Here is a 20,165-nt window from a genome sequence, read left to right on the forward strand (position 1 = left end):
TTTCTGGAAATGATGAGTGCCGAGCGGGGCGCGGCCGAAAACACGCTTTCCTCCTACCGCCGCGACCTCGAGGACGCTTCCGGCGCGATCGATGGCGGGCTGGCCGGTGCCGCCGCCGCCGATATCCGCGCCTATCTCGACGACATCGCCGCCCGCGGCTTTGCAGCCACCTCGCAGGCGCGCAAACTGTCGGCGATCCGCCAGTTCTTCAAATTCCTCTACGCCGAGGGCCTGCGCGCCGATGACCCGACCGGCACGCTGGACAGCCCGAAAAAGGGCCGCCCGCTGCCCAAGACGATGAGCGAGGCCGACACCGGCCGGCTGATCGACCGTGCAGCGCTTGAGGCCGGCGATGCCTCGTCGGGCGATGGGGACAGTCTGGCGTCACTGCGCCTGCATGCGCTTGTCGAGGTGCTTTACGCCACCGGCCTGCGCGTTTCCGAGCTGGTCGGCCTGCCGGTGACAGTGGCGCAGCGCGACGACCGTTTCTTCATGGTGCGCGGCAAGGGCGACAAGGAGCGCATGGTGCCGCTGTCCGCCAAGGCACGCACGGCGATGAAAACCTGGCTTGCCGCCCGTGCCAGGGTGCCAGCCTTTGCCGACAGTCCGTTCCTGTTTCCGGCCGCCTCCGATAGCGGCTATCTCTCGCGTCAGGTCTTCGCGCGTGACCTGAAAGGGCTGGCGGCAAGGGCCGGCATCGCCTCGGCGAAGATCTCGCCGCACGTGCTGCGCCATGCTTTCGCCAGCCATCTCCTGCAGAACGGCGCCGATCTCCGGGCTGTGCAGCAATTGCTTGGCCATGCCGACATATCGACGACACAGATTTACACCCATGTGCTGGAAGAGCGGCTGGTGCGGCTGGTCAACGATCATCATCCGCTTGCCGACTAGGCCTCATATCGCTATGTGAGGACGACATTTCACCGCCCGGAGCCTTGGATTCAAGGGTTCCGTCAGCCACTGCCTTCCGACGTATCGGTCCGCTCACGCATGTATAATTACCTCGATTTCGAAAAGCCGGTGCAGGATCTCGAGGGCAAGATCCTCGAGCTGAAGAAGCTTGCCGAGAATGGCGAGGCGGTCGATGTCGGCGACGAGATCAGCCGTCTCGAGAAGCGCTCCCGCGACGCGCTGCGCGACGCCTACAAGGCGCTGACACCGTGGCAGAAGGTGCAGGTGGCTCGCCATCCCGACAGGCCGCATTGCGTCGACTACATCAAGGGCCTGTTCACCGATTTCACGCCGCTGGCCGGCGACCGCAATTTCGGTGAGGACCAGGCGATCGTCGGCGGTTTCGCCCGTTTCCGCGGCGAACCCATTGCCATCATCGGCCAGGAAAAAGGTTCCGACACAGCCAGCCGCCTGAAGCACAATTTCGGCTCGGTTCGTCCGGAGGGCTACCGCAAGGCGGTACGGCTGATGGAACTGGCCGACCGCTTCAAGATCCCGCTGCTGACGCTGGTCGACACGGCCGGCGCCTATCCCGGTGTCAACGCCGAGGAGCGCGGCCAGGCTGAGGCTATCGCCCGTTCAACCTCGACCTGTCTCGGCCTGAAAGTACCGTCGATCTCCGTGGTCATCGGCGAAGGTGGTTCGGGCGGCGCCATTGCCATCGCCACCGCCAACCGCGTCTATATGCTCGAACACGCCATCTATTCGGTGATTTCGCCGGAAGGTGCCGCCTCTATCCTGTGGCGCGACACGACGCGATCGAAGGATGCAGCGACCAACATGAAGATCACCGCGCAGGATCTTCTGGAACTGAAGATCATCGACGCCATCATCCCCGAGCCGCTCGGCGGCGCGCATCGCGGCGCCGAAACCGTGATCGCCGCGACCGGAGACCTCATCGCCAGGACGATGAAGGATTTTGCCGGCGCCAACACCGATTTCCGCGAGCAGCGCCGCGAAAAATACCTGGCCATGGGCCGCAGTCTCTGACCACAGGCAGCCTTGGCCGCCACAATGTGGCGGCTGAGAGCATTCTTGCCACAAAAATGCCGCTGCATTCGGCTCAATGAGACTGCCGCAGGGGGATGCGTCGGCACTTGCGGTAAGGAATTTATTAGGGTTAACGGGCTTAGGGTCCGTCGATGCGCAGTGTAGCAGCCGGGGCAGGAAACGTCCTGGCGCCAGAGAAAAGACGATATCCGCAGCCATGTTTGTCAAGCTTGCCCGCACCGGAATCCTGATCGCTGCCCTCGGCGTTGCCGGCTGCAACAATTCGTCGATGAAGGATTTTGCCCCGGAGGCCAACAAGCCGCTGCCCGACAAGATCCTCGCCGACATGAGGGCCAAGGGCATGGTCCGCACCTCGTCGGTGATGGCCCGCATCTTCAAGGAAGAAGGCAAGCTCGAGATCTGGAAGGCCAAGACCAACGGCCGCTATGACATGGTCGCCAGCTACGACATCTGCAAATGGTCGGGCAAGCTCGGGCCGAAATACACCGAAGGCGACCGCCAGGCGCCGGAAGGCTTCTACACGGTGCGCCCGGCGCAGATGAATCCGCGCTCGAACTACCATCTGTCCTTCAACATCGGCTATCCCAACGCCTATGACCGCGCCAACGGCCGCACCGGCTCCAATTTGATGGTGCACGGCGCCTGCTCGTCGTCGGGCTGCTATTCGATGACCGATGCGCAGATCGAGCAGATCTATGCCTTCGGCCGCGATGCTTTCCAGGGCGGCCAGACCGAGTTCCAGATCCAGGCGTTTCCGTTCCGCATGACCGCCGCCAACATGGCACGCTACCGCAACGACCCGAATTACGACTTCTGGAAGATGCTGAAGGTCGGCTACGACAATTTCGAGATCACCAAGGTGCCGCCGAAGGTCGATGTCTGCGAGAAGCGTTATGTCTTCAACCAGGTTGCCGCCGACGGTCAGACATTCGATCCGACCGGCGCCTGCCCGGCGACCACGCAGCCTGATTCGCTGAAGAGCGCCTACAATTCCTACATGAGCACCTACGACGCTGCGTTCAGCGGCGCGGTCAAGGCCAGCGTGCCGGCGCCCAAGCCGACCATTGCCGGTATCAAGGAAGCCAGCATCGTCTCCGACTGGTCGAAGCGCCGCGCACGCGGCGAACGCGTGCCGATTGATCCGCCGTCGCTCAACAATGACGGCTCGGTCACCGAGACGGCGCGCATGGGCCGCATCGATTCGCCCGCCGGCCGCAAGATGGCCGCCCTCGACGCCGAAAAAGCCGCCAAGCAGAAGGCCGAGGAGCAGAGGCTGGCTGCCATAGAGGCGGCCAAGCAAGCCAAGGAAGCCGCCAAGGCCCAGGCTCTGGCTGAAAAGGCCGCCAAGGAAGCCCCTGTCGCCACCGCGACCATCGCGGCCCCTTCGGTAGCGGCGCCGATGGCTGAAACGCAGGCAGCGAGCGCCGACGAGAGTCGCGTGACGAAGCTGAAGAACAAGCTGCTCGGCATGTTCGGCGGTTGATATCACCCGTGGCTGACCGCGCCGCTATTTATGACCTCAAGGGACTGAACTGCCCCCTGCCCGTACTCAAGGCGAAAAAACGCCTGGCCGGCATGCAGCCGGGCAGCCGGCTCTGGTTGGAGACAACCGACCCCCTCGCCGTCATCGACATTCCGGCATTCTGCTCCGAGAGCGGCCACCAGTTGATTGAAACGGCGGCGATCTCCGGCGGTCATCGCTTCCTGGTCGAGCGCGGCGCGCCGTAATCGTAGTGCATGTCGCCCAAAAGTGGGTCCGGTTTTGGGACAACGACATGCATAAAAACAAAGACCTAAAGCGCGTCGCATGAATCCGTTTGGCCGCGACGCGCTTTAGAGTTCAACGTCCGGCAATGGCCAGCGGGTTGTTTTCCAGCGCCGCGCGGTCGGGCGTGTCGATCGACGGCCGGTTGGCGAAGGCGGCGAACAGCCTGCGGATATAATCTTCCGGCATGTCGAGCGTGATCAGCACCAGCCGCGTGCCGCGCTGGCCATCGGGCCAGGACGGCAATTGCACCGGCGGATGCAGGATTTTCTGCACGCCATGGATCACCAGCGGCCGCGACGGGTCCTCCTCCAACTCGATAACGCCCTTCATGCGCAGTAGGCGCTCGCCATGCGTCGAGCGCAGCAGGTCGAGGAACATCTCGATCGCCGAAAACGGCACCGGGCCGTCATGCACCAGCGAATAGGAACGCACGCGCTGATCGTGGCGATGACCGTGGTCATGGCCATGCTCGTGATCATGGCCATCATGATGGTGATGATCATGAGCGGCTTCCTCGCCAAGCCAGCGCCGCACATCGGCGGATTTGGTTGCCGGGTTGTAGAGGCCGCAGTCAAACAGCGCCGCCACGCCTGTCTCCGTGTCGCCGGCATCGAGCAGTTCGGCGCCTGGATTGATCTGCCGCAGGCGCGCCCGCAGCATTTCCAGCTCATTGGGATCGGTGGCCAGATCGGCTTTGCTGAGCACGATGCGGTCGGCGACGGCAACCTGCTTGACCGCCTCGACATGGGCGTCGAGCGTGGCGTTGCCGTTGACGGCATCGACCAGTGTGATGACGCCGTCGAGCCGGAAGGCCTGGATCAGCGCCGGATGCGCCATGATCGACTGCAGCACCGGCGCCGGGTCGGCCAGGCCGGTGGTCTCGACGATGACGCGGGCAAGCCGGGCGATGCGGCCGGTCTGCAGCCGGTCGACCAGGTCGGCCAGCGTATCGACCAGTTCACCGCGCACCGTGCAGCACAGGCAGCCGTCCGACAGCTGAATGATGCCGTCGGAAGACTGCTCGACCAGCAAATGGTCGATCGCCACCTCGCCGAACTCGTTGATGATTACCGCCGTGTCGGCCAGCGCCGGATCCTTGAGCAGCCGGTTGAGCAGCGTCGTCTTGCCGGCGCCGAGGAAACCGGTCAGCACCGAGACTGGGATCGGGAAGCCGCTGCCCATTGGCTAGTTCGCAACCTTGACCGGCTGGTCGCCCTGTGCGGCGGAGCCGGCAATCTTCGGGCCGGTGCCGACCGGTGCCGGCCTGTCGGGCCGCCAGCTTGGGATCGGCACATCTGCGTATTCCTGGGCGCCCTGGTCGAGGATGGCCTTCGGCGCCGGACCGGTGGCGCCGCCAAGGCCGACGGCAACCAGCGTCGGCACATGGTCGAGCTTTTCCTGATAGGGCGATTTCGGCACGTTCTTGGCGGCGACCGGCGGCGCCTCCGACTGCTCCTGCGGCGTCTTCTTCTTGCAGACCTCGTCCTGCATGTCGTTGGGCGAGACCGTGTCGCCATAGGGCGCCAGCGTGGTGACGGTGGCCGAGCCTGCGGCAGGCGCGTCGAACCCCTGATCGAGCAGTTTTGCCGCCGTCTCGGCACGTGTGACGGCCGACTTTTCGCCAAGCACCACCGCGACCAGCGTGCGCCCGTTGCGCGTCGCCGAACCGATCATGTTGAAGCCCGAGGGGCAGACAAAGCCGGTCTTCATGCCATCGGCGCCGGGATAACGGCCGATCAAGAGATTGTAGTTGGGAATAGCCTTTTTGCCGACGGCAAGACCTTCGATCGAGAACCACGGCGCATATTGCGGAAATTCGCGGCGGATCGCCATCACCAGCACGGCGAGGTCGCGCGCCGTCGTGTACTGATCCGGCGAATAGAGCCCGTTCGGATTGACGAAATGCGTGCCGTTCATGCCGAGCCGGGTCGCCTCGGCGTTCATCCGCTCGGCAAAGGCGGCCTGCGAACCGCCGACATTTTCGCCCACCGCCATGGCGATGTCGTTGGCCGATTTGACCAGCATCATCTTCAGCGCATTGTCGAGCCGCATCACCGAGCCCGGCTTGAAGCCCATCTTGCTTGGCGGCTCGGCGGCGGCGTGTTTGGTCACCTTGACCGGCGAATCAAGCTGCACCTCGCCGGCGGCGATCGCCCGAAAGGTGACATAAGCGGTCATCAGCTTGCTCAACGATGCCGGATACCAGCGCTTGAACGCATCCTGATGCTGCAGGATCTTGCCGCTGTTCAAGTCGAACACGACCACCGGATTGGCCAGCGCCGGCCCGGCCACGACCGATAGCGCGATTGTGCCAGCCGAGAATAGTTTGAGGAAATGCCTGTACCGCATGATCAAATCCGAAATCGCCTCTTGCCGTAGTCGCCCCTGGCTCCGTAAGATTTCGTTACGCGATCGCCAGCATATGGTCCGACCCTCAAAAACCGGACCCCATTGTTGCGGTGCTATTTACTCTATGTGACGCCAAGATGGCAAAGTGCCTGGCGATCACAATTGCAAGGCAGCGGCCAACACCCGCCGTCCCAACAGCGAGATGGAACCATCATGCCAATCCTGAACCGTGCCGCCGAAATGCAGGACGAAGTTGCCGGCTGGCGCCAGCATCTGCACCAGACGCCAGAACTGAACTTCGACGTCTTCAAGACCGCCGCCTTCGTCACCGAGAAGCTGAAAGCCTTCGGCTGCGACGATGTGGTCACCGGCCTCGGCAAGACCGGCGTCGTCGGCGTCATCCGCGGCCGCCAGGGCGAAGGTCCGACCATCGGCCTGCGCGCCGACATGGACGCGCTGCCGCTCAACGAGATCACAGGCAAGTCCTACGCCTCGACCATTCCCGGCAAGATGCACGCCTGCGGCCATGACGGCCACACGGCGATGCTGCTTGGTGCCGCCAAATACCTCGCCGAGACGCGCAACTTCACCGGCTCGGTGGCGGTGATCTTCCAGCCGGCCGAAGAGGGCGGCGGCGGCGGCAACGAGATGGTCAAGGACGGCATGATGGAGCGTTTCGACATCTCCAAAGTGTTCGGCATGCACAACATGCCGGGCCTGCCTGTCGGGCAGTTCGCCATTCGCCCGGGCCCGATCATGGCGGCGACCGCCGAGTTCACCATCACAGTGCGCGGCAAGGGCGGCCACGCGGCGATGCCGCACGGCACGATCGACCCGATCGTCATCACCAGCCAGCTGGTCGGCGCCTTGCAGACCATCGCCTCGCGCAGCACCGACCCGGTCGAGGCCGTGGTGGTATCGGTGACCAAGTTCCACGCCGGCGATGCCTACAACATCATCCCGGAGACGGCGGAAATCGCCGGCACCGTGCGCACCTTGCGCAAGGAGATCGCCAAGAAGTCCGAAGAGCGCATCCGCACCATATGCGACGGGCTGGCGACCGCGTTCGGCGCCAGGATCGAGGTCGACTACCAGGCGAATTACCCCGTGACCTTCAACCACGCGGAAGAGACGGTGTTTGCCGGTGACGTCGCGATGAGTGTCGCCGGCGACGCCCATGTCCACCGCGGCATCCAGCCGGTTATGGGCGGCGAGGATTTCTCCTACATGCTCGAAGCCCGCCCCGGCGCCTTCATCTTCATCGGCAATGGCGACACCGCCGGTCTCCACAACCCGGCCTACGACTTCAACGACGAGGTCATCCCGCACGGCATGAGCTACTGGGTGAAACTGGCGGAAACCGCGCTGGCCGCCTGACGGCGGCAGCGCAAAGCCGGCCGAATTGCCTTCGGCCGGCCTCTTGGCGAAACGATCCGAAGCGGCTATGTGTCGGGCCGCGTGGTCCCGTAGCTCAGTAGGATAGAGCGGCAGATTCCTAATCTGTAGGTCACAGGTTCGATTCCTGTCGGGATCACCACGCTTCTCAAAGACTTGGTGAAATTCGGGCCGCAGTTTTTGGCCCCTGGCGCGGCGAATGTCATGCGTCGTGCGATCAGGCCAAGATGGTCGGCGTGGTGTTCGGCAGCAGTGCCTCCTCCGCCTCATGGTCCTCCGGCAGGCTCTCACCGTGAAGGTGCAGCGGTGTGCCCACCCAGACGGGATCGATCAGATGGTCTCGCCGCGGATTTGCAGTGTTCGGATGGACGAGGATGCTGAGGCCGCGATGGTTGAGCATCAGCCACGGCACGAGTGTGGCAAAAACGTCGTTTCCAAATGAGACCTGAAACATAGGTTGGTCATGCGGCCCCACCTTCTCGTCATGCCAGTTCCCGAGCCGAACCAGAAAGCGTTCGCCGATCGCGGCGCGCAACCATTCCGCAACCGGGCGGGTCCTCAGTCGGTCGTAATAGACATGCGCATGATAGCTGGCGATTTCCGAAAGGCGCCTGGGTTCGTTTTCCGTGCCTGAAAGGCCCATTTTCATATCTCCGCACGCGCTCGCTGGCCAATCCAGCCCGAACGATACCCAACAATTTGGATCCGGGGAACAGCATTCCTTGACGGGAACCATGAGGCCACCAATGGTCCTGACGCAACACTGGCTTGCTGGTGCCGACTTTCCAGGCCGCGCGCTGCAAGGGACACACACCGCGCCGGTTTCGATAGTCCGCTCCATCGGGCCCACGCGGCAATCGACAAGGAGATACACCATGGACCTGCAACTGAACGGCAAACGCGCGCTGGTCACCGGCGGCAGCAAGGGCATCGGCCGCGCCATCGCCCGGCAACTCGCGCTGGAAGGCGTGGATCTGGTCATCGCCGGCCGCAACACTGCCGATCTGGACCTTGCCGTGCGTGACCTGGCCGCTGAGAGTGGACGCAAGATCGTCGGACTGACCGTCGACACACAGGACGACAGCTCCGTCAAAGCGCTGGTGGCGGCAACGGTCTCGTCGCTCGGCGGCCTCGACATCCTGGTCAACGCCGCGGCCAAACCCGGCGGCCAGGCACCACCGCCAAAGCTGGGCGAGATCACCGACGACCTGTTCTGGGATGACGTGAACGTCAAGGTGATGGGTTATCTTCGCACGGCACGCGAGGCCGCTCCTCATATGGCTGCCGGCGGCTGGGGCCGGATCATCAACATAAGCGGCCTCGCCGCGCGCCAGACTGGCTCGATCACCGGCTCGATCCGCAATGTTGCGGTCTCTGCGCTGACCAAGAATCTCGCCGATGAATTGGGCCCGAAGGGAATCAATGTGACGGTGGTCCATCCCGGTCTGACGCGCACCGAAAAGACCGCTGCCCTGGTCGCTGCCCGGGCGGCCTCGGCCGGCGTTTCGCCCGAGGAGATCGAACGGCGCCTGGCCGCCAACGTCACGATCGGCCGCCTCGTCGACAGCGCCGAGATTGCTGACGTCGTTGCTTTCCTCGCCTCGCCGCGAAGCATCGCAATCAACGGTGACGCGATCGCCTGTGGCGGCGGGATCACAGGGCCGATACACTACTGATCCCGGCAACGACCGACGGCAGCAGTGAGCCCTTCAGAGGCCGGCAGATGGATAAGTCTGGCCAAAAGCATGAAATAACCCACCTGCAGCAGAGCTGAGTTCATGGCGGTCCATGCAAGGGCAACCCCTACCGACCCCGTTTCGCAACAGATCCAGATCGCAAGCGACCCCGATGTCGCGACCATTCCGACAAGAAATTGAGGAAAATACATCGTTGCCAACCGTTGAAAAGCCACCGCCCCACCGCGAAGCGACGAGTCCATGGACCGAGCCGGCCATTGTGGCCTCATGCACAGAGCAGCAAATGCCGTGCCAGGCTCCCTGACCCATTTCGGTCCACCTGGCCCCCTGACGGCGTCGCTGGTGCGAAAAAACGATTGGCACTGATCTGGAAATGAAAAACCCGCCATGGTGAACCACGGCGGGTGATTTTCACGCATTTGGAAACGATCCGCCTCAGCCGACCCGCACGACAAAATGCTTCGTCACCGGCTCGATGATCTTCCAGGTTCCCTTGAAATCCGCTTCTACCACGAAGGCATCGCCGGGGCCGACCTCGACCGGCGTGCCGCCGTCCGGCGTGATGATGATGCGGCCGGCGATCATGTGCACGAACTCGTAGTCGGTGTAGGTCGCGTGATAGGTGCCGGGTGTCGCCCGCCAGGTGCCCGACAGCACCTTGCCGTCCTCGGTCGTGTGCTGGACGGCGGTTTGCATGGTCGGCCTGCCCTCGACGACGATCCAGCCAGCCAGATCGCCGGCGTCCGCGTGTTCGACGGTGCCGAATTTGAGGATTGTCTCGCGCGTCATGTGCTGGGCTCCGTTGGTGGATTGCGTGGCGTTGTTGCCTGGCCGGTCAGATAACCGATGCACCTGCCGCGAGCAATGCCGGCGCCATATGGCGCAGGCCAACGAACTCGGGCTAGCAGGTTCCTTCGGAGCCTTCGCCGGCACGTTGGCTGACGGTGCATCAAACAAAAAACCCGCCTTGCGGCGGGTCACTGGCGCAAATCAGCACCATGGGCAAAAATGTACCATAGCTGAGTGCACCGAGTCAAGAAAAAATTCCTATCACGAAGAAGCTGGCGGCACAAAACCTGCCAACACTGGCTGCCACGAGGCCTTTTGGTACTCTGAGTTCGAAACCTGCCATGCGGCGCACGCCGCGTCCTTCGGCCCTCGACGGGCGGGTCAGGGCTTGTGCCGTGCCGAAACCAGCTCCGCCTTGCGCCTTGCCGTCTCCAGCCCGAGCCCGATGAAGGCGCGCGCGTGCTTGGCCAGCGCCATGTTGTCCGTCCAGAGATTGCGCCAGATCGCGGTCTTCTTCGACAGGTTCTCATCGACGATCTCCGACGAGAAGGATTCGAAGCTGAGGTCGTCGCTGTAGCCGATAGCCGTCAACGCATCGAAGATCGCGGCGAAATCGATATTGCCGGTGCCGAGGAAGCCGCGATGGCTTTCGCCGATATGGACATAGCCGATCTTGTCCGCGGCTTGACGGATGGCCAGCCCGACATCGGCCTCCTCGACGTTCATGTGGAACGTGTCGAGATGCAGGAAGATGTTGTCCGAGCCGGTGTCCTCGATGAAGGCCCGCCCTTGTGCGGCGGTGTTGAGCAGATTGCTCTCGAAGCGGTTGACGATCTCGAGGTTGAGCGTGACGCCGGCCGCCTTGGCTGTCTCGGCAACCTTGGCCAGCGTGCCGGCGCTGCGCTGCCATTGATCGCGCGTCGGCGCCTCGACCTGCAATCCGTGGCTGGTCGAGAGAATGCCGGCGACCTTCCGGCCGCCGAGATCGCGCGTCAGCGCGATGGTGTCGTTGAGGATTTCGACGCCGCGCGCGGCAATCGCCTTGTCGGCGCTCGAAATGTCGCCATCAACAGGCAATCCGATGCTGATCGCGACGCCGAGGCCAAGGTCGCCGATGCGCCTGGCGAGCCCGCCGATGTCGACATCGGCGGGGTCGAGATAGGAGAATTCGATGAGGTCGAAGCCGGCCTCCCTGGTGTTGGCCAGCGTGCGCTCGAGATCTGCCTGAGCCGAGCTCGCCGACCAGACGAAAGAATGGATTCCAATACGCGACATTATCGTCTCCGGTGCTGACAAGAGGTGCGGCCGGGTCATCCCGGCCGCACCGGCCTTGGGAAGGATTTAGCGGGCTGCGGTCCAGCCCTTGTAGTCCTTCAGGTTCTCGGCCGTGATCAGCTTCGGGTCGAGCAGCACGATCGGCTCCGCCGGCTTCTTGCCGGCCAGCAGTTCGGCCGCCATCGTCAGCGACTGGCCGGCCATCACGTAGGGATCCTGCGAGGCCGAGGCCTTGATCATCGAGGTGCCGGAGGAGAGTTCCTTCTCGATATCCGGCGCGCCGTCGACGGCGGTGAAGATGAATTCCGAACGGTTGAGCTGCTTGGCGGCAAGCTGGGCGCCGATCGCCGTCGGGTCATTGATGGCGAACACCGCATCGATCTTGTCGAAGCGGGTGAGCAGCGACTGGAACACCTTCAGGCCGCCGTCGCGCGAGCCTTCGGCATTCTGATCGTCGGAGAGGATCTTGATGTCCGGATGCTGCGCCAGCACGTTCTTGCAGCCCTTCACCCGCTCCAGGATCGACGACGATGCCGGTCCGTTGAGGATGACGTAGTCGCCCTTGCCGCCGGTGTGGTCGACCAGGTACTGGCAGGCCTCTTCGCCCGCCTTGACGTTGTTGGTCATCACCGTGACGTCGGCGCCCGGCGCCGAAACGTCGAAGGCGGCAACGACGATGCCCGCAGCTTGCGCCTTCTTCACCGCCGGCGCGATCGCCTTGGCGTCGACGGCATTGAGCATGATCACGTCGACGCCGGCGGCGATGAACGAATCAACCTGCGAGACCTGCTTGTTGAGGTCATAGTCGGCCGATACCGAGGTCACCTCGACCTTCGGGTTGATCTTCTTGGCCGCGTCCTCGATGCCCTTGATGGTGGCGACGAAGAAGGGATTGCCGAGCAGGCCGACCGAGATACCGACCTTGTTGAGGTCCTTGGCCGAAGCAGGCGCGATGGCGAGCGACGCGAGTGCGACGCCGCAGAGCAGTTTGGCGATGGTCTTCATTGCTTTCCTCCGATTGCCCCGCGCCTCTCACGGTGCGTTACACAAACCGGTCGTTGACGCCGGCGACTAAGGTCAATCACGTTCTTGCTCCTGCCTGGAGCCTGTAGCGGTCGAGGGCGACCGCCACGATGATGACCAATCCCTTGATGATGTACTGCCAGATGTCCGAGACACCGGCCAAGATGAGCCCGTTGGAGAGCACCGCTATGATCAGCCCGCCGATCAGCGTGCCCCAGATCGAGCCGACGCCGCCGACGAAGCTGGTGCCGCCGAGGATGACCGCGGCAATGGCGTCGAGTTCGTAGGACTGGCCCAGTTGCAGGCCATTGGCGGCGTAGAGCCGGGCCGCCGACATGGCGCCGCCAAGGCCGGCCAGCATGCCGGAAACGCCATAGACGAAGAGCAGCACCAGCGGCACCTTGATGCCGGTCAGCCGCGCCGCTTCGGCATTGCCGCCGACGGCATAGATCCAGGTGCCGAGCACAGTGCGCTTGAGCACCAGCCAGGACAGCACCACCACCGACAGCGCGATGATGACCAGCCACGGAATGCCGAACAGCGAACCGTTGCCGATGAAATCGAACGGCAGGTCCGAGTTGAACACCGTGGTGTCCTGGCCAAGCAGGCGGGCAACACCGCGCACCGCGGTCAGCGAACCCAGCGTGACGATGAAGGGCGGCAGCTTGATGTAGGCGATGAGCAGCCCGTTGATGAGGCCGAAGCCGAGGCCGACCAGAATGGCCGCCGGCACGCCGAGCAAACCCCAGTCCGGCACCAGCGACACCATCACCGCCACCATCGCCGATGCCGCGAGGATGGCGCCGACGGACAGGTCGATACCGCCGGTCAGGATGACGAAGGTCATGCCGGCCGCCAGCACTATGTTGATCGACGACTGCTGGGTGACGATCAGAAGATTGGTCTCGGTCAGGAATCGCGGGTTCAGGAACTGGAAGCCGGCCGCCAGCAGGATCAGCACCGGCAGCATGCCAAGGGCAGCGAAAGCCGTGCGCAACCGTCGGCTCGTGCCGGTGGCCTGGCCGCCTGCGCTGATCTCGGTCGCCTTGTCGGTCATTGCTGAGCCGCTCCTGTTGCAAGTTCCATGATTTTCTCCTGGCTTAGCGGTTCGCCTTGCGATGCCGTCACCTCGCCCGATATCGTGCCGTCGCGCATCACCAGCACGCGGTCGGCGACGCCGATCACCTCGGGCAGTTCGCTGGAGATCATCAGGATGGCGATGCCCTGCTTGGCGAGATTGTCGATCAGCCGGTAGATTTCCGATTTCGCTCCGACATCGACGCCGCGGGTCGGCTCGTCGAGGATGACGACCTTCGGCTCGGTCTCGAGCAGGCGCGCGAGCAGCACCTTCTGCTGGTTGCCGCCCGACAGCGAACCGGCATTGGCCTGCACCGAACTGGTGCGGATGGAGAGATCGGCAACAGCCTTGGAAGCGCGCCTTTCGGCGGCCGCGAAGTCGCGCAGGCCGCCGGCGCGCGAATCCCGCGCCAGCACGCCCATGCTGATGTTGTCGGAAATCGACATGTCGAGGAACAGGCCGAGTTCCTTGCGGTCCTCGGTCAGATAGGCGATGCCGGCATCGAGCGCCTCGCGCGGCGAGCCGATGGCTACAGGCTTGCCGTCGAGTTCCAGCGTGCCCGAAATGTGCCTGTCGGCGCCGAAGATCAGCCGCGCGAGCTCGGTACGGCCGGAGCCGACCAGACCCGCCAGCGCCAGCACCTCGCCCTTGTGCAGGTCGAACGAACAGTTTTTCAGGAGACGGCCGTCGGACATGCCGCGCACCGAGAGCGCCACCGCGCGCTTTTCGTCCGGCGGCCGATGATCCTTCTTGTAGAAAGCCGTGAGATCGCGGCCGACCATCATCGACACCAGGCGCGAGGCGCTGAGGTCGGCACGCTCGAGCGTGCCGACATAACCGCTGTCGCGCAGCACGCTGACGCGATCGGCAAGCTGATAGACCTCTTCCATGCGGTGGCTGATGTAGATGATGGCGATGCCTTGCGATTTCAGCGTCGCGATGACCTCGAACAGCCGGTCGGTCTCGCGCGAGGTCAGCGACGTCGTCGGCTCGTCCATGACGATGATGCGCGCATTGGTCGACAGCGCGCGGGCGATCTCGACCAGCTGTCGCTCGCCGAGCGACAGGCTGGAGACCATGTCGCGGGCCGAAAAGGAGACGCCCAGACGCGCGATGATCTCCCTGGCGTGCCGGGTGCACTGGTCGCGGTCGACGATGCCGAAGCGTCGCGGCTCGTTGCCGAGGAAGATGTTCTGCGCCACCGTCAGATTGGGAGCCAGCGACAGCTCCTGATAGATCACCGCGACGCCGCTGGCGCGCGCCTTGATCGGATCGCCGGTCGCCGCCGGCATGCCGTCGATCAGGATCTCGCCGCCGGCATCCGGCCGATAGGCGCCTGAAAGCACTTTCATCAATGTCGACTTGCCGGCGCCGTTCTCGCCCATCAAGGCGTGCAGCTCGCCGGCATGGACGCTGAGCGAGACATCGTGCAAGGCACGGATCGCGCCGAATGTCTTGGAGATGTGCCGCATCTCCAGCACCGGCTGGCGCGCCGTCTCGGCCGTGGCAATCGCACTCATCGCGCGCCTCCCGCTGCCGCACCATCGACGCCCAGGTCCATGGTGGCGTCACGCCAATTGCTGCGATAGCCTGCCAACCCGGTGAAACGCGACGCGCGCACCGGCTCCGGAACTTCCGCAGCGAATTCGCGCCCGACGCTCTCGAAGGCGAGCGCCGCGGCACCCGTTGCGCTGCCCTCCAGCGTGGCGCCCTGCAGGAAAGCCTGGCCGGGACGCAACTGCGCCAGCAGCCCGGCGAGCAGGCCGCCTGTGTTCAGCCCGCCATCGACGATCACGGTGTTGTTCGAATGGATGAGGTCGAGGCAGAGATCGACCATCAGCGCGACATAGAGCAGCGCCGTGGCCGCGCGTTCCTCGGCATCGGGCGTGCGCCCCGCCAGCCGGCCGGAATGACTGGGCATCGGCCCGCCCGGCGCGAAGCTCGGCAGCGCCATGATGCCGGCATCGATCACCCGCTGCACCGCCGGACCGGCGATCTCGCCTTGCCAGCCGGCGCTGATTGTTGCGAACTCGCGTCCGCCCATGAAGCGGATGGTCGGCACCGGGCCGCCGCCGACATCGACATTGACCAGCATGTCGCGATCCCGGTCGAGTGCGTCGAGCGGGCAGTCCGGATTGAGCACGATGACCCAGGTGCCGGTCGAAACGACGGTGACCGGGCCAAGCTCCTGCCGGCGATAGGCATGCAGCGCCGCATTCGAGTCATGGACGCCGTTGTGGATGGCGATCACCGCAGCGCCGAGGCGCTGCTCGCCGATAACAGTGCCGGCGCGCTCGAAGGCAGGCATCCGGTCACGCCAGCCCTGCGCGTCGACCAGCGAGGAAAAGTCTTGGCGGCGCGGCGCCCACAGATGCGAATGGCAGCCGAGATAGGATACTTCCGAGACCGCCCGCCCGCCAAGGCGCCAGCTCCAGTATTGCGGATAGCCGAGGATCGATTTCGACGCAGCGAACGCGTCGGGATCGACCTCCTGCAGCCACAGCATGTGGCGGCCGTAGTTGAAGCCGAGCGGCAGCCGCGGCGAGAAGGTCTCGGCAAAGTCCGGAATGCGGTGATCGATCCGCGCGGCAATCTCGGCCGGCGGCTCTTGCTCGTAGTCGAGGATCGGATGCGTCAGCGCCACTTCGTCGACCAGGGCAAAGGTGCAGCCATGGCCCGACACCATGACCCCTTCCACTCCATGACCGTCGACCGCATCGGCAACGGCGCTGAGCGCCCAATGGTGGAGCGCCGCCTCGTCGAGCACGCTGAAGCCGTCTTGGCGCACCCATTTCGGCTGTGTCCGGCGCTCGTCGATGATACGCCCGTCCTGGCCGAAGACGAACAGCTTCGAATTGGTCTTGCCGAAATCGAGGACAGCCACCTTCACTGGATGGCTCCCGAGGCTATCCGCACCATGACGCCGGCATCTTCCAACAGGCGCGCATCGGCGTCGGAGAGGCCGTCATCGGTGACCAGCGTGCCGATGCGGGAAAGCGGCAGCGCGACATTGCGCGCGTGGATCGACAGTTTGCGGCTGTCGGCCAGCACCACGATCTGGTCGGCGCAGAGGCTGAGATCGACGATCGAGCGTACCAGCAGCGGGTGCGATTCCATCACGCCTTCCTGGCCGAGGCCTTGCGCGCCGAGAAAGAATTTGGAGGCGTAGAAAGGCACGGCCTGGGTGAGCGAATGGATGATGCCGGGTTCGCGATGCAGGTCACCGCCCGCAACCGTCAGGCTGCAATGGCCGTGATCGCTGAGATAGGCCGCCAGCGGCATCGAGTTGGTGTAGAGGCGGATGTTGCGCTCGGCGAGCTTGACCCCGAGATGGAAGCAGGTCGAGCCGCCATGCACGATGACGGCGTCGCCGTCGCGCACCATGGTCGCCGCCAGAGCGGCGATCTGCCGCTTGGCCTCGACCGCGAGGTCGCGGTTCTCGTCGTAAGGCCTGGCGTAGGCGACCCCAGCCTGGGAAGCGCCGTCGAGCGCCGAGATGCCGCCATAGACCTTCCGCGCTTCGCCGGCCTCGTCGATCCTGTCGATATCGCGCCTGACCGTCGCGGCTGAAACGCCAAGCCGCTCCTGCAGCTCGCGCACCGAAGCGAACGGACGGTCCCGCAACAGTTCGACGATCTGACGCTGGCGGCCGGAGTCGCTCAATTCTTTCCTCCCGGATGCCATTTTCCATGGCAGTTGGCGCAACTTACTCAACATTAGCCGGATTGCAAGCGTGTTTTGATGATAGTAGATCACTATTGACGTAGATCACTCGCATCTGCGATATCAGCGCCAATTCGACCCCGGCAACGGGATTTCGCGCAGGACACGGCCGAGCCGTTGGAGGAAAAGCGCCATGGCGACCCAAGCAGATGCGCAAGAACTGGCGGCCTTGCGGGCGCTTTCGGCCAGCATCGGGCGGAGCCCGCACCTGACCCAGGCGGCAGGCGGCAACACCTCGCTGAAAGCCGGCGACACGCTGTGGATCAAGGCTTCCGGCACCTGGCTGAAGGACGCGCTGGTCGATGACATCATGGTGCCGGTAGCGATGGCGCCGTTGCTGAAAGCCGTCGAACAGCGCGATCGCGCCGCCGACCAGCCACAGGGCTTCACCATTGCAGCGCTCAACCCGCGCGGCCTGCGCCCGTCGATCGAGACCACGGTGCACGCCCTGATGCCGCAGCGCGTGGTTCTGCATGTCCATTGCGTCGACACCATCTCGCTTGCCGTGCAGGCCGATGGCGAGGCCGAGGTCGCCAGGCGGCTCGATGGCATCGAATGGGCCTATGTGCCCTATTTCCGCCCGGGCCTGCCGCTTGCACGCGGCATTGCCGAAAAACTGCGGCCTGATGTCGACGTGCTGGTCCTTGGCAATCACGGGCTGGTCATCGCCGCCGAAACCGTCGCCGAAGCGGAGCTTTTGCTGCACCGTGTCAGATCATTGCTGGCCCGGCCGGCGCGCGCAACGGCCGCGCCCGATCTTGCCGCCTTGACGGTGCTTGCCGGCGACAGCGGCTACAGACCACCAGCCGATGTCGAAGCGCATGCGGTTGCGCTCGACCCGGAGAGCCGTCGCATGGCGCAGGCCGGCAGCCTCTATCCGGACCACGTCATCTTCCTCGGCCAGGGCTCCGTCGTGGCGAGGCCCGGCGAGACCGTGGCCGACGTTATCGCACGGCTGGGTACGCCGCCGGCGGCGATCCTGTTTCCTGGCGTTGGCGTGTTGATGCGAGGCGACGCCAGCGCCGGCGCTGATGCCATGCAACGCTGCCTTGCCGATGTGACGGCGCGCATCGACATCGCGGCGCGGCTGAACTATCTCACTGCTTCCGAGAATGACGAACTGGTCAACTGGGACGCCGAGCAATATCGCCAGAAGCTCAACGCGGCTGGCGGCTAGCATGGACATGGTGCCACTTGTCATCGGCATCGATATCGGCACATCGGGTGCGCGCGCCGTCGCCATGCGTCCGGATTTTTCCATAGCCGGGCATTCGGCCGTTCCACTCGACAGGTTTGGCCGCGATGGTCGAGCCCCCACGGCGTGGTGGCAAGCGGTCAAGGCGGCGCTGACGGAGCTGCTTTCCGGCATCGACCGCACGGCGGTCCGCGCCATCGCCGTCGACGGCACCTCCGGCACGCTGCTGCCGGTCGACGCCGCCGGGCTGCCGCTGGCCGAACCGCTGATGTACAACGACAAGGTCGATGACGACGGCATCCTGGCCGCGATCGCCCGCACCGCGCCGGCTGCAAGTGCAGCGCACGGAGCGACATCCGGCCTCGCCAAGGCCCTGCGCTTTCAGCATCTGCCGGGCATTGCGGCAGTGCTGCATCAGGCCGACTGGATTGCCGGAAACTTCTCCGGCCGCTTCGACGTCAGCGACGAGAACAATGCCCTGAAGACAGGCTATGATGTCGAGGCCCGCCGCTGGCCGGAATGGATCGCGGTGGCCGGAATGCGCATGGATCTGCTGCCGCGCGTGGTCGAACCGGGCGAGGTCGCCGGCGCCCTCACCGCGGAAGCGGGGGAACTGTTCGGCTTGCCGCGCGATGTGGCCATTGTCGCCGGCACTACGGATGGCTGCGCCTCGTTCCTGGCGACCGGCGCTGCCGCGATCGGCGACGGCGTTACCGCGCTGGGATCCTCGCTGACCATCAAGATCCTGTCCGACCGGCCGATTTCGGCGCCGCGCTTCGGCATCTACAGCCACCGACTCGGCAACGCCTGGCTGGCAGGCGGTGCGTCGAATTCCGGCGGCAAGGTGCTGGCCCAGCATTTTCCGCTCGCCCGCATCATCGAACTCAGCGCAAAAATCGACCCGGAGACCGACACCGGCCTCGATTACTATCCGCTTCCCGCCACGGGCGAGCGATTTCCGATCGCCGATCCGGCGCTGCCGCCTCGCCTTGCGCCCCGGCCGGCGGACGACGCCGATTATCTGAAAGCGATGTTCGAAGGCATCGCCGCGATCGAAGCGCTCGGTTATGACAGGCTTGCCGAACTCGGCGCGCCCGCGCTGATATCGGTCAGGAGCGTCGGCGGCGGGGCGGCGAACCCGGCTTGGACGACAATCCGGCGGCGCAGGCTCGGGGTCGATTTCCTGCCCGCGCTTTCCGATGAGGCCGCCGCCGGCACGGCGCGGCTGGCGCTGATGGGTGCAAGCCGGGCAGGACTCCTATGAGCGCGAAAACGATCGAACGTCTCGACGGCATCGGGCCGCTGGCGGAGCGCTACGACGTGTTCCTGCTCGGCCAGTTCGGCGTGCTGCATGACGGCACGCGGCCCTATCCAGGCGCGGTGGCGGCTCTATCGGCGCTGAAACGCGCCGGCAAGACCGTGGTGCTGGTTTCGAACTCCGGCAGGCGGGCACAACCCAATGAAAGCCGGCTCATAAAACTCGGCTTCGAACCGGGAAGCTGGGATCATTTCGTTTCTTCCGGCGAGGTGGCGTGGCGATCTTTTGGGGAGATGGCGGCGTCGGGAAAGCTGCGCCCGGGGACAAAATGCCTGCTGATCAGCCGCGACAACGACCGCTCCGCGATCGAGGGCCTGCCATTTGCGCTGACCGGATCCGGCGATGAGGCCGAGTTGGTGCTGATCGCGGCCAGCGAGGGCGACCGCTTTGACCTTGACCATTATCGCAGGCTGTTCGCGCCGGCGGCAGAGCGGCGGGTGCCGTGTTTCTGCACCAATCCCGACATCATCATGCTGACGCCCGTTGGCCCTCGCTTCGGCGCCGGCCAGCTGGCCGATCTCTACGAAAGCCTGGGCGGCAGCGTTACCCGCATCGGCAAGCCCGACACGGCGATTTTCGAAGCCGCGCTGGCG

19 protein-coding genes and 1 tRNA gene are annotated in these 20,165 nt (G+C 64.6%); 10 read left to right on the top strand and 10 right to left on the bottom strand.

Annotated elements, in window-relative coordinates:
* The 4 genes from EN943_RS21280 to EN943_RS21295 all read left to right on the top strand — a co-directional run.
* The coding region (locus tag EN943_RS21280; protein WP_164778303.1) for a site-specific tyrosine recombinase XerD at window positions 1-891 on the top strand (891 nt) is incomplete at its 5' end.
* 99 nt (window positions 892-990) lie between these two features.
* Window positions 991-1,941: an acetyl-CoA carboxylase carboxyltransferase subunit alpha gene (locus EN943_RS21285; protein ID WP_063173172.1), complete on the top strand. Its 951-nt coding sequence runs from the start codon at window positions 991-993 to the stop codon at window positions 1,939-1,941.
* Window positions 1,942-2,158: 217 nt separating this feature from the next.
* Window positions 2,159-3,445: a murein L,D-transpeptidase family protein gene (locus EN943_RS21290; RefSeq protein ID WP_127414507.1), complete on the top strand. Its 1,287-nt coding sequence runs from the start codon at window positions 2,159-2,161 to the stop codon at window positions 3,443-3,445.
* An 8-nt stretch (window positions 3,446-3,453) separates the two neighbouring features.
* On the top strand, window positions 3,454-3,690 hold the full coding sequence (locus EN943_RS21295) for a sulfurtransferase TusA family protein (RefSeq protein ID WP_027038079.1): 237 nt from the start codon (window positions 3,454-3,456) through the stop codon (window positions 3,688-3,690).
* 112 nt (window positions 3,691-3,802) lie between these two features.
* Here EN943_RS21295 and EN943_RS21305 read toward each other — a convergent pair whose 3' ends face one another.
* Both EN943_RS21305 and EN943_RS21310 read right to left on the bottom strand, forming a co-directional pair.
* Window positions 3,803-4,912, bottom strand: coding sequence for a GTP-binding protein (locus EN943_RS21305; RefSeq protein WP_127414509.1), 1,110 nt, complete (start codon window positions 4,910-4,912; stop codon window positions 3,803-3,805).
* A 3-nt stretch (window positions 4,913-4,915) separates the two neighbouring features.
* The gene (locus EN943_RS21310; protein WP_127414510.1) at window positions 4,916-6,079 is read right to left on the bottom strand and encodes a D-alanyl-D-alanine carboxypeptidase family protein; all 1,164 of its coding nucleotides are present in this window, start codon (window positions 6,077-6,079) and stop codon (window positions 4,916-4,918) included.
* Between the two features lie 213 nt (window positions 6,080-6,292).
* On the opposite strand from EN943_RS21310, the gene EN943_RS21315 reads away from it, so the two are divergent.
* Complete coding sequence (locus EN943_RS21315) at window positions 6,293-7,456, top strand: M20 aminoacylase family protein (RefSeq protein WP_127414511.1); 1,164 nt, start codon at window positions 6,293-6,295, stop codon at window positions 7,454-7,456.
* Between the two features lie 83 nt (window positions 7,457-7,539).
* Window positions 7,540-7,616, top strand: a tRNA-Arg gene (locus EN943_RS21320).
* 75 nt (window positions 7,617-7,691) lie between these two features.
* Here the strand turns inward: EN943_RS21320 and EN943_RS21325 are convergent.
* Entirely contained in the window at window positions 7,692-8,117 is a 426-nt protein-coding gene (locus tag EN943_RS21325; RefSeq protein WP_127414512.1) for a DOPA 4,5-dioxygenase family protein, read from the bottom strand.
* Window positions 8,118-8,349: 232 nt separating this feature from the next.
* Between EN943_RS21325 and EN943_RS21330 the strand changes: the two genes are divergently transcribed.
* Complete coding sequence (locus tag EN943_RS21330; protein ID WP_127414513.1) at window positions 8,350-9,150, top strand: SDR family oxidoreductase; 801 nt, start codon at window positions 8,350-8,352, stop codon at window positions 9,148-9,150.
* A 456-nt stretch (window positions 9,151-9,606) separates the two neighbouring features.
* Here EN943_RS21330 and EN943_RS21340 read toward each other — a convergent pair whose 3' ends face one another.
* From EN943_RS21340 to EN943_RS21370, 7 genes are all read right to left on the bottom strand, one after another.
* Window positions 9,607-9,960, bottom strand: coding sequence for a cupin domain-containing protein (locus EN943_RS21340; protein ID WP_024503728.1), 354 nt, complete (start codon window positions 9,958-9,960; stop codon window positions 9,607-9,609).
* A 381-nt stretch (window positions 9,961-10,341) separates the two neighbouring features.
* Window positions 10,342-11,235, bottom strand: coding sequence for a sugar phosphate isomerase/epimerase (locus tag EN943_RS21345; protein WP_127414514.1), 894 nt, complete (start codon window positions 11,233-11,235; stop codon window positions 10,342-10,344).
* Window positions 11,236-11,301: 66 nt separating this feature from the next.
* Window positions 11,302-12,240, bottom strand: coding sequence for an ABC transporter substrate-binding protein (locus EN943_RS21350; RefSeq protein WP_127414515.1), 939 nt, complete (start codon window positions 12,238-12,240; stop codon window positions 11,302-11,304).
* Between the two features lie 76 nt (window positions 12,241-12,316).
* A complete protein-coding gene (locus tag EN943_RS21355) occupies window positions 12,317-13,315 on the bottom strand; it encodes a ribose ABC transporter permease (RefSeq protein ID WP_127414516.1) in 999 nt (332 codons plus the stop codon).
* Window positions 13,312-14,856 carry a sugar ABC transporter ATP-binding protein gene (locus tag EN943_RS21360; protein WP_127414517.1) on the bottom strand — a complete coding sequence of 515 codons (1,545 nt, stop codon included), beginning with the start codon at window positions 14,854-14,856 and terminating at the stop codon, window positions 13,312-13,314. Before EN943_RS21360 ends, EN943_RS21355 begins: the two co-directional genes overlap by 4 nt.
* A complete protein-coding gene (locus tag EN943_RS21365; RefSeq protein ID WP_127414518.1) occupies window positions 14,853-16,226 on the bottom strand; it encodes an FGGY-family carbohydrate kinase in 1,374 nt (457 codons plus the stop codon). Before EN943_RS21365 ends, EN943_RS21360 begins: the two co-directional genes overlap by 4 nt.
* Complete coding sequence (locus tag EN943_RS21370; RefSeq protein ID WP_127414519.1) at window positions 16,223-16,999, bottom strand: DeoR/GlpR family DNA-binding transcription regulator; 777 nt, start codon at window positions 16,997-16,999, stop codon at window positions 16,223-16,225. The genes EN943_RS21365 and EN943_RS21370 overlap by 4 nt, the downstream gene beginning before the upstream one ends.
* A gap of 193 nt (window positions 17,000-17,192) precedes the next feature.
* On the opposite strand from EN943_RS21370, the gene EN943_RS21375 reads away from it, so the two are divergent.
* The 3 genes from EN943_RS21375 to EN943_RS21385 form a co-directional block, all read left to right on the top strand.
* On the top strand, window positions 17,193-18,236 hold the full coding sequence (locus EN943_RS21375) for a class II aldolase/adducin family protein (RefSeq protein WP_127414520.1): 1,044 nt from the start codon (window positions 17,193-17,195) through the stop codon (window positions 18,234-18,236).
* A gap of 7 nt (window positions 18,237-18,243) precedes the next feature.
* Window positions 18,244-19,518: an FGGY-family carbohydrate kinase gene (locus EN943_RS21380; RefSeq protein ID WP_164778304.1), complete on the top strand. Its 1,275-nt coding sequence runs from the start codon at window positions 18,244-18,246 to the stop codon at window positions 19,516-19,518.
* On the top strand, window positions 19,515-20,165 hold a 651-nt coding region (locus EN943_RS21385), incomplete at its 3' end, for a TIGR01459 family HAD-type hydrolase (RefSeq protein WP_127414522.1). The genes EN943_RS21380 and EN943_RS21385, both read left to right, overlap by 4 nt.

It is taken from the genome of Mesorhizobium sp. M7A.F.Ca.US.006.01.1.1 (assembly GCF_003997935.1).
Classification (GTDB): domain Bacteria; phylum Pseudomonadota; class Alphaproteobacteria; order Rhizobiales; family Rhizobiaceae; genus Mesorhizobium.

Coding starts and splice junctions, on each gene's coding strand:
- EN943_RS21380 (WP_164778304.1), top strand. CDS start 18,244: ATGGTGCCACTTGTCATCGGCATCGATATCGGCACATCGGGTGCGCGC.
- EN943_RS21375 (WP_127414520.1), top strand. CDS start 17,193: ATGGCGACCCAAGCAGATGCGCAAGAACTGGCGGCCTTGCGGGCGCTT.
- EN943_RS21310 (WP_127414510.1), bottom strand. CDS start 6,079: ATGCGGTACAGGCATTTCCTCAAACTATTCTCGGCTGGCACAATCGCG.
- EN943_RS21350 (WP_127414515.1), bottom strand. CDS start 12,240: ATGAAGACCATCGCCAAACTGCTCTGCGGCGTCGCACTCGCGTCGCTC.
- EN943_RS21285 (WP_063173172.1), top strand. CDS start 991: ATGTATAATTACCTCGATTTCGAAAAGCCGGTGCAGGATCTCGAGGGC.
- EN943_RS21360 (WP_127414517.1), bottom strand. CDS start 14,856: ATGAGTGCGATTGCCACGGCCGAGACGGCGCGCCAGCCGGTGCTGGAG.
- EN943_RS21355 (WP_127414516.1), bottom strand. CDS start 13,315: ATGACCGACAAGGCGACCGAGATCAGCGCAGGCGGCCAGGCCACCGGC.
- EN943_RS21290 (WP_127414507.1), top strand. CDS start 2,159: ATGTTTGTCAAGCTTGCCCGCACCGGAATCCTGATCGCTGCCCTCGGC.
- EN943_RS21340 (WP_024503728.1), bottom strand. CDS start 9,960: ATGACGCGCGAGACAATCCTCAAATTCGGCACCGTCGAACACGCGGAC.
- EN943_RS21345 (WP_127414514.1), bottom strand. CDS start 11,235: ATGTCGCGTATTGGAATCCATTCTTTCGTCTGGTCGGCGAGCTCGGCT.
- EN943_RS21325 (WP_127414512.1), bottom strand. CDS start 8,117: ATGGGCCTTTCAGGCACGGAAAACGAACCCAGGCGCCTTTCGGAAATC.
- EN943_RS21315 (WP_127414511.1), top strand. CDS start 6,293: ATGCCAATCCTGAACCGTGCCGCCGAAATGCAGGACGAAGTTGCCGGC.
- EN943_RS21305 (WP_127414509.1), bottom strand. CDS start 4,912: ATGGGCAGCGGCTTCCCGATCCCAGTCTCGGTGCTGACCGGTTTCCTC.
- EN943_RS21330 (WP_127414513.1), top strand. CDS start 8,350: ATGGACCTGCAACTGAACGGCAAACGCGCGCTGGTCACCGGCGGCAGC.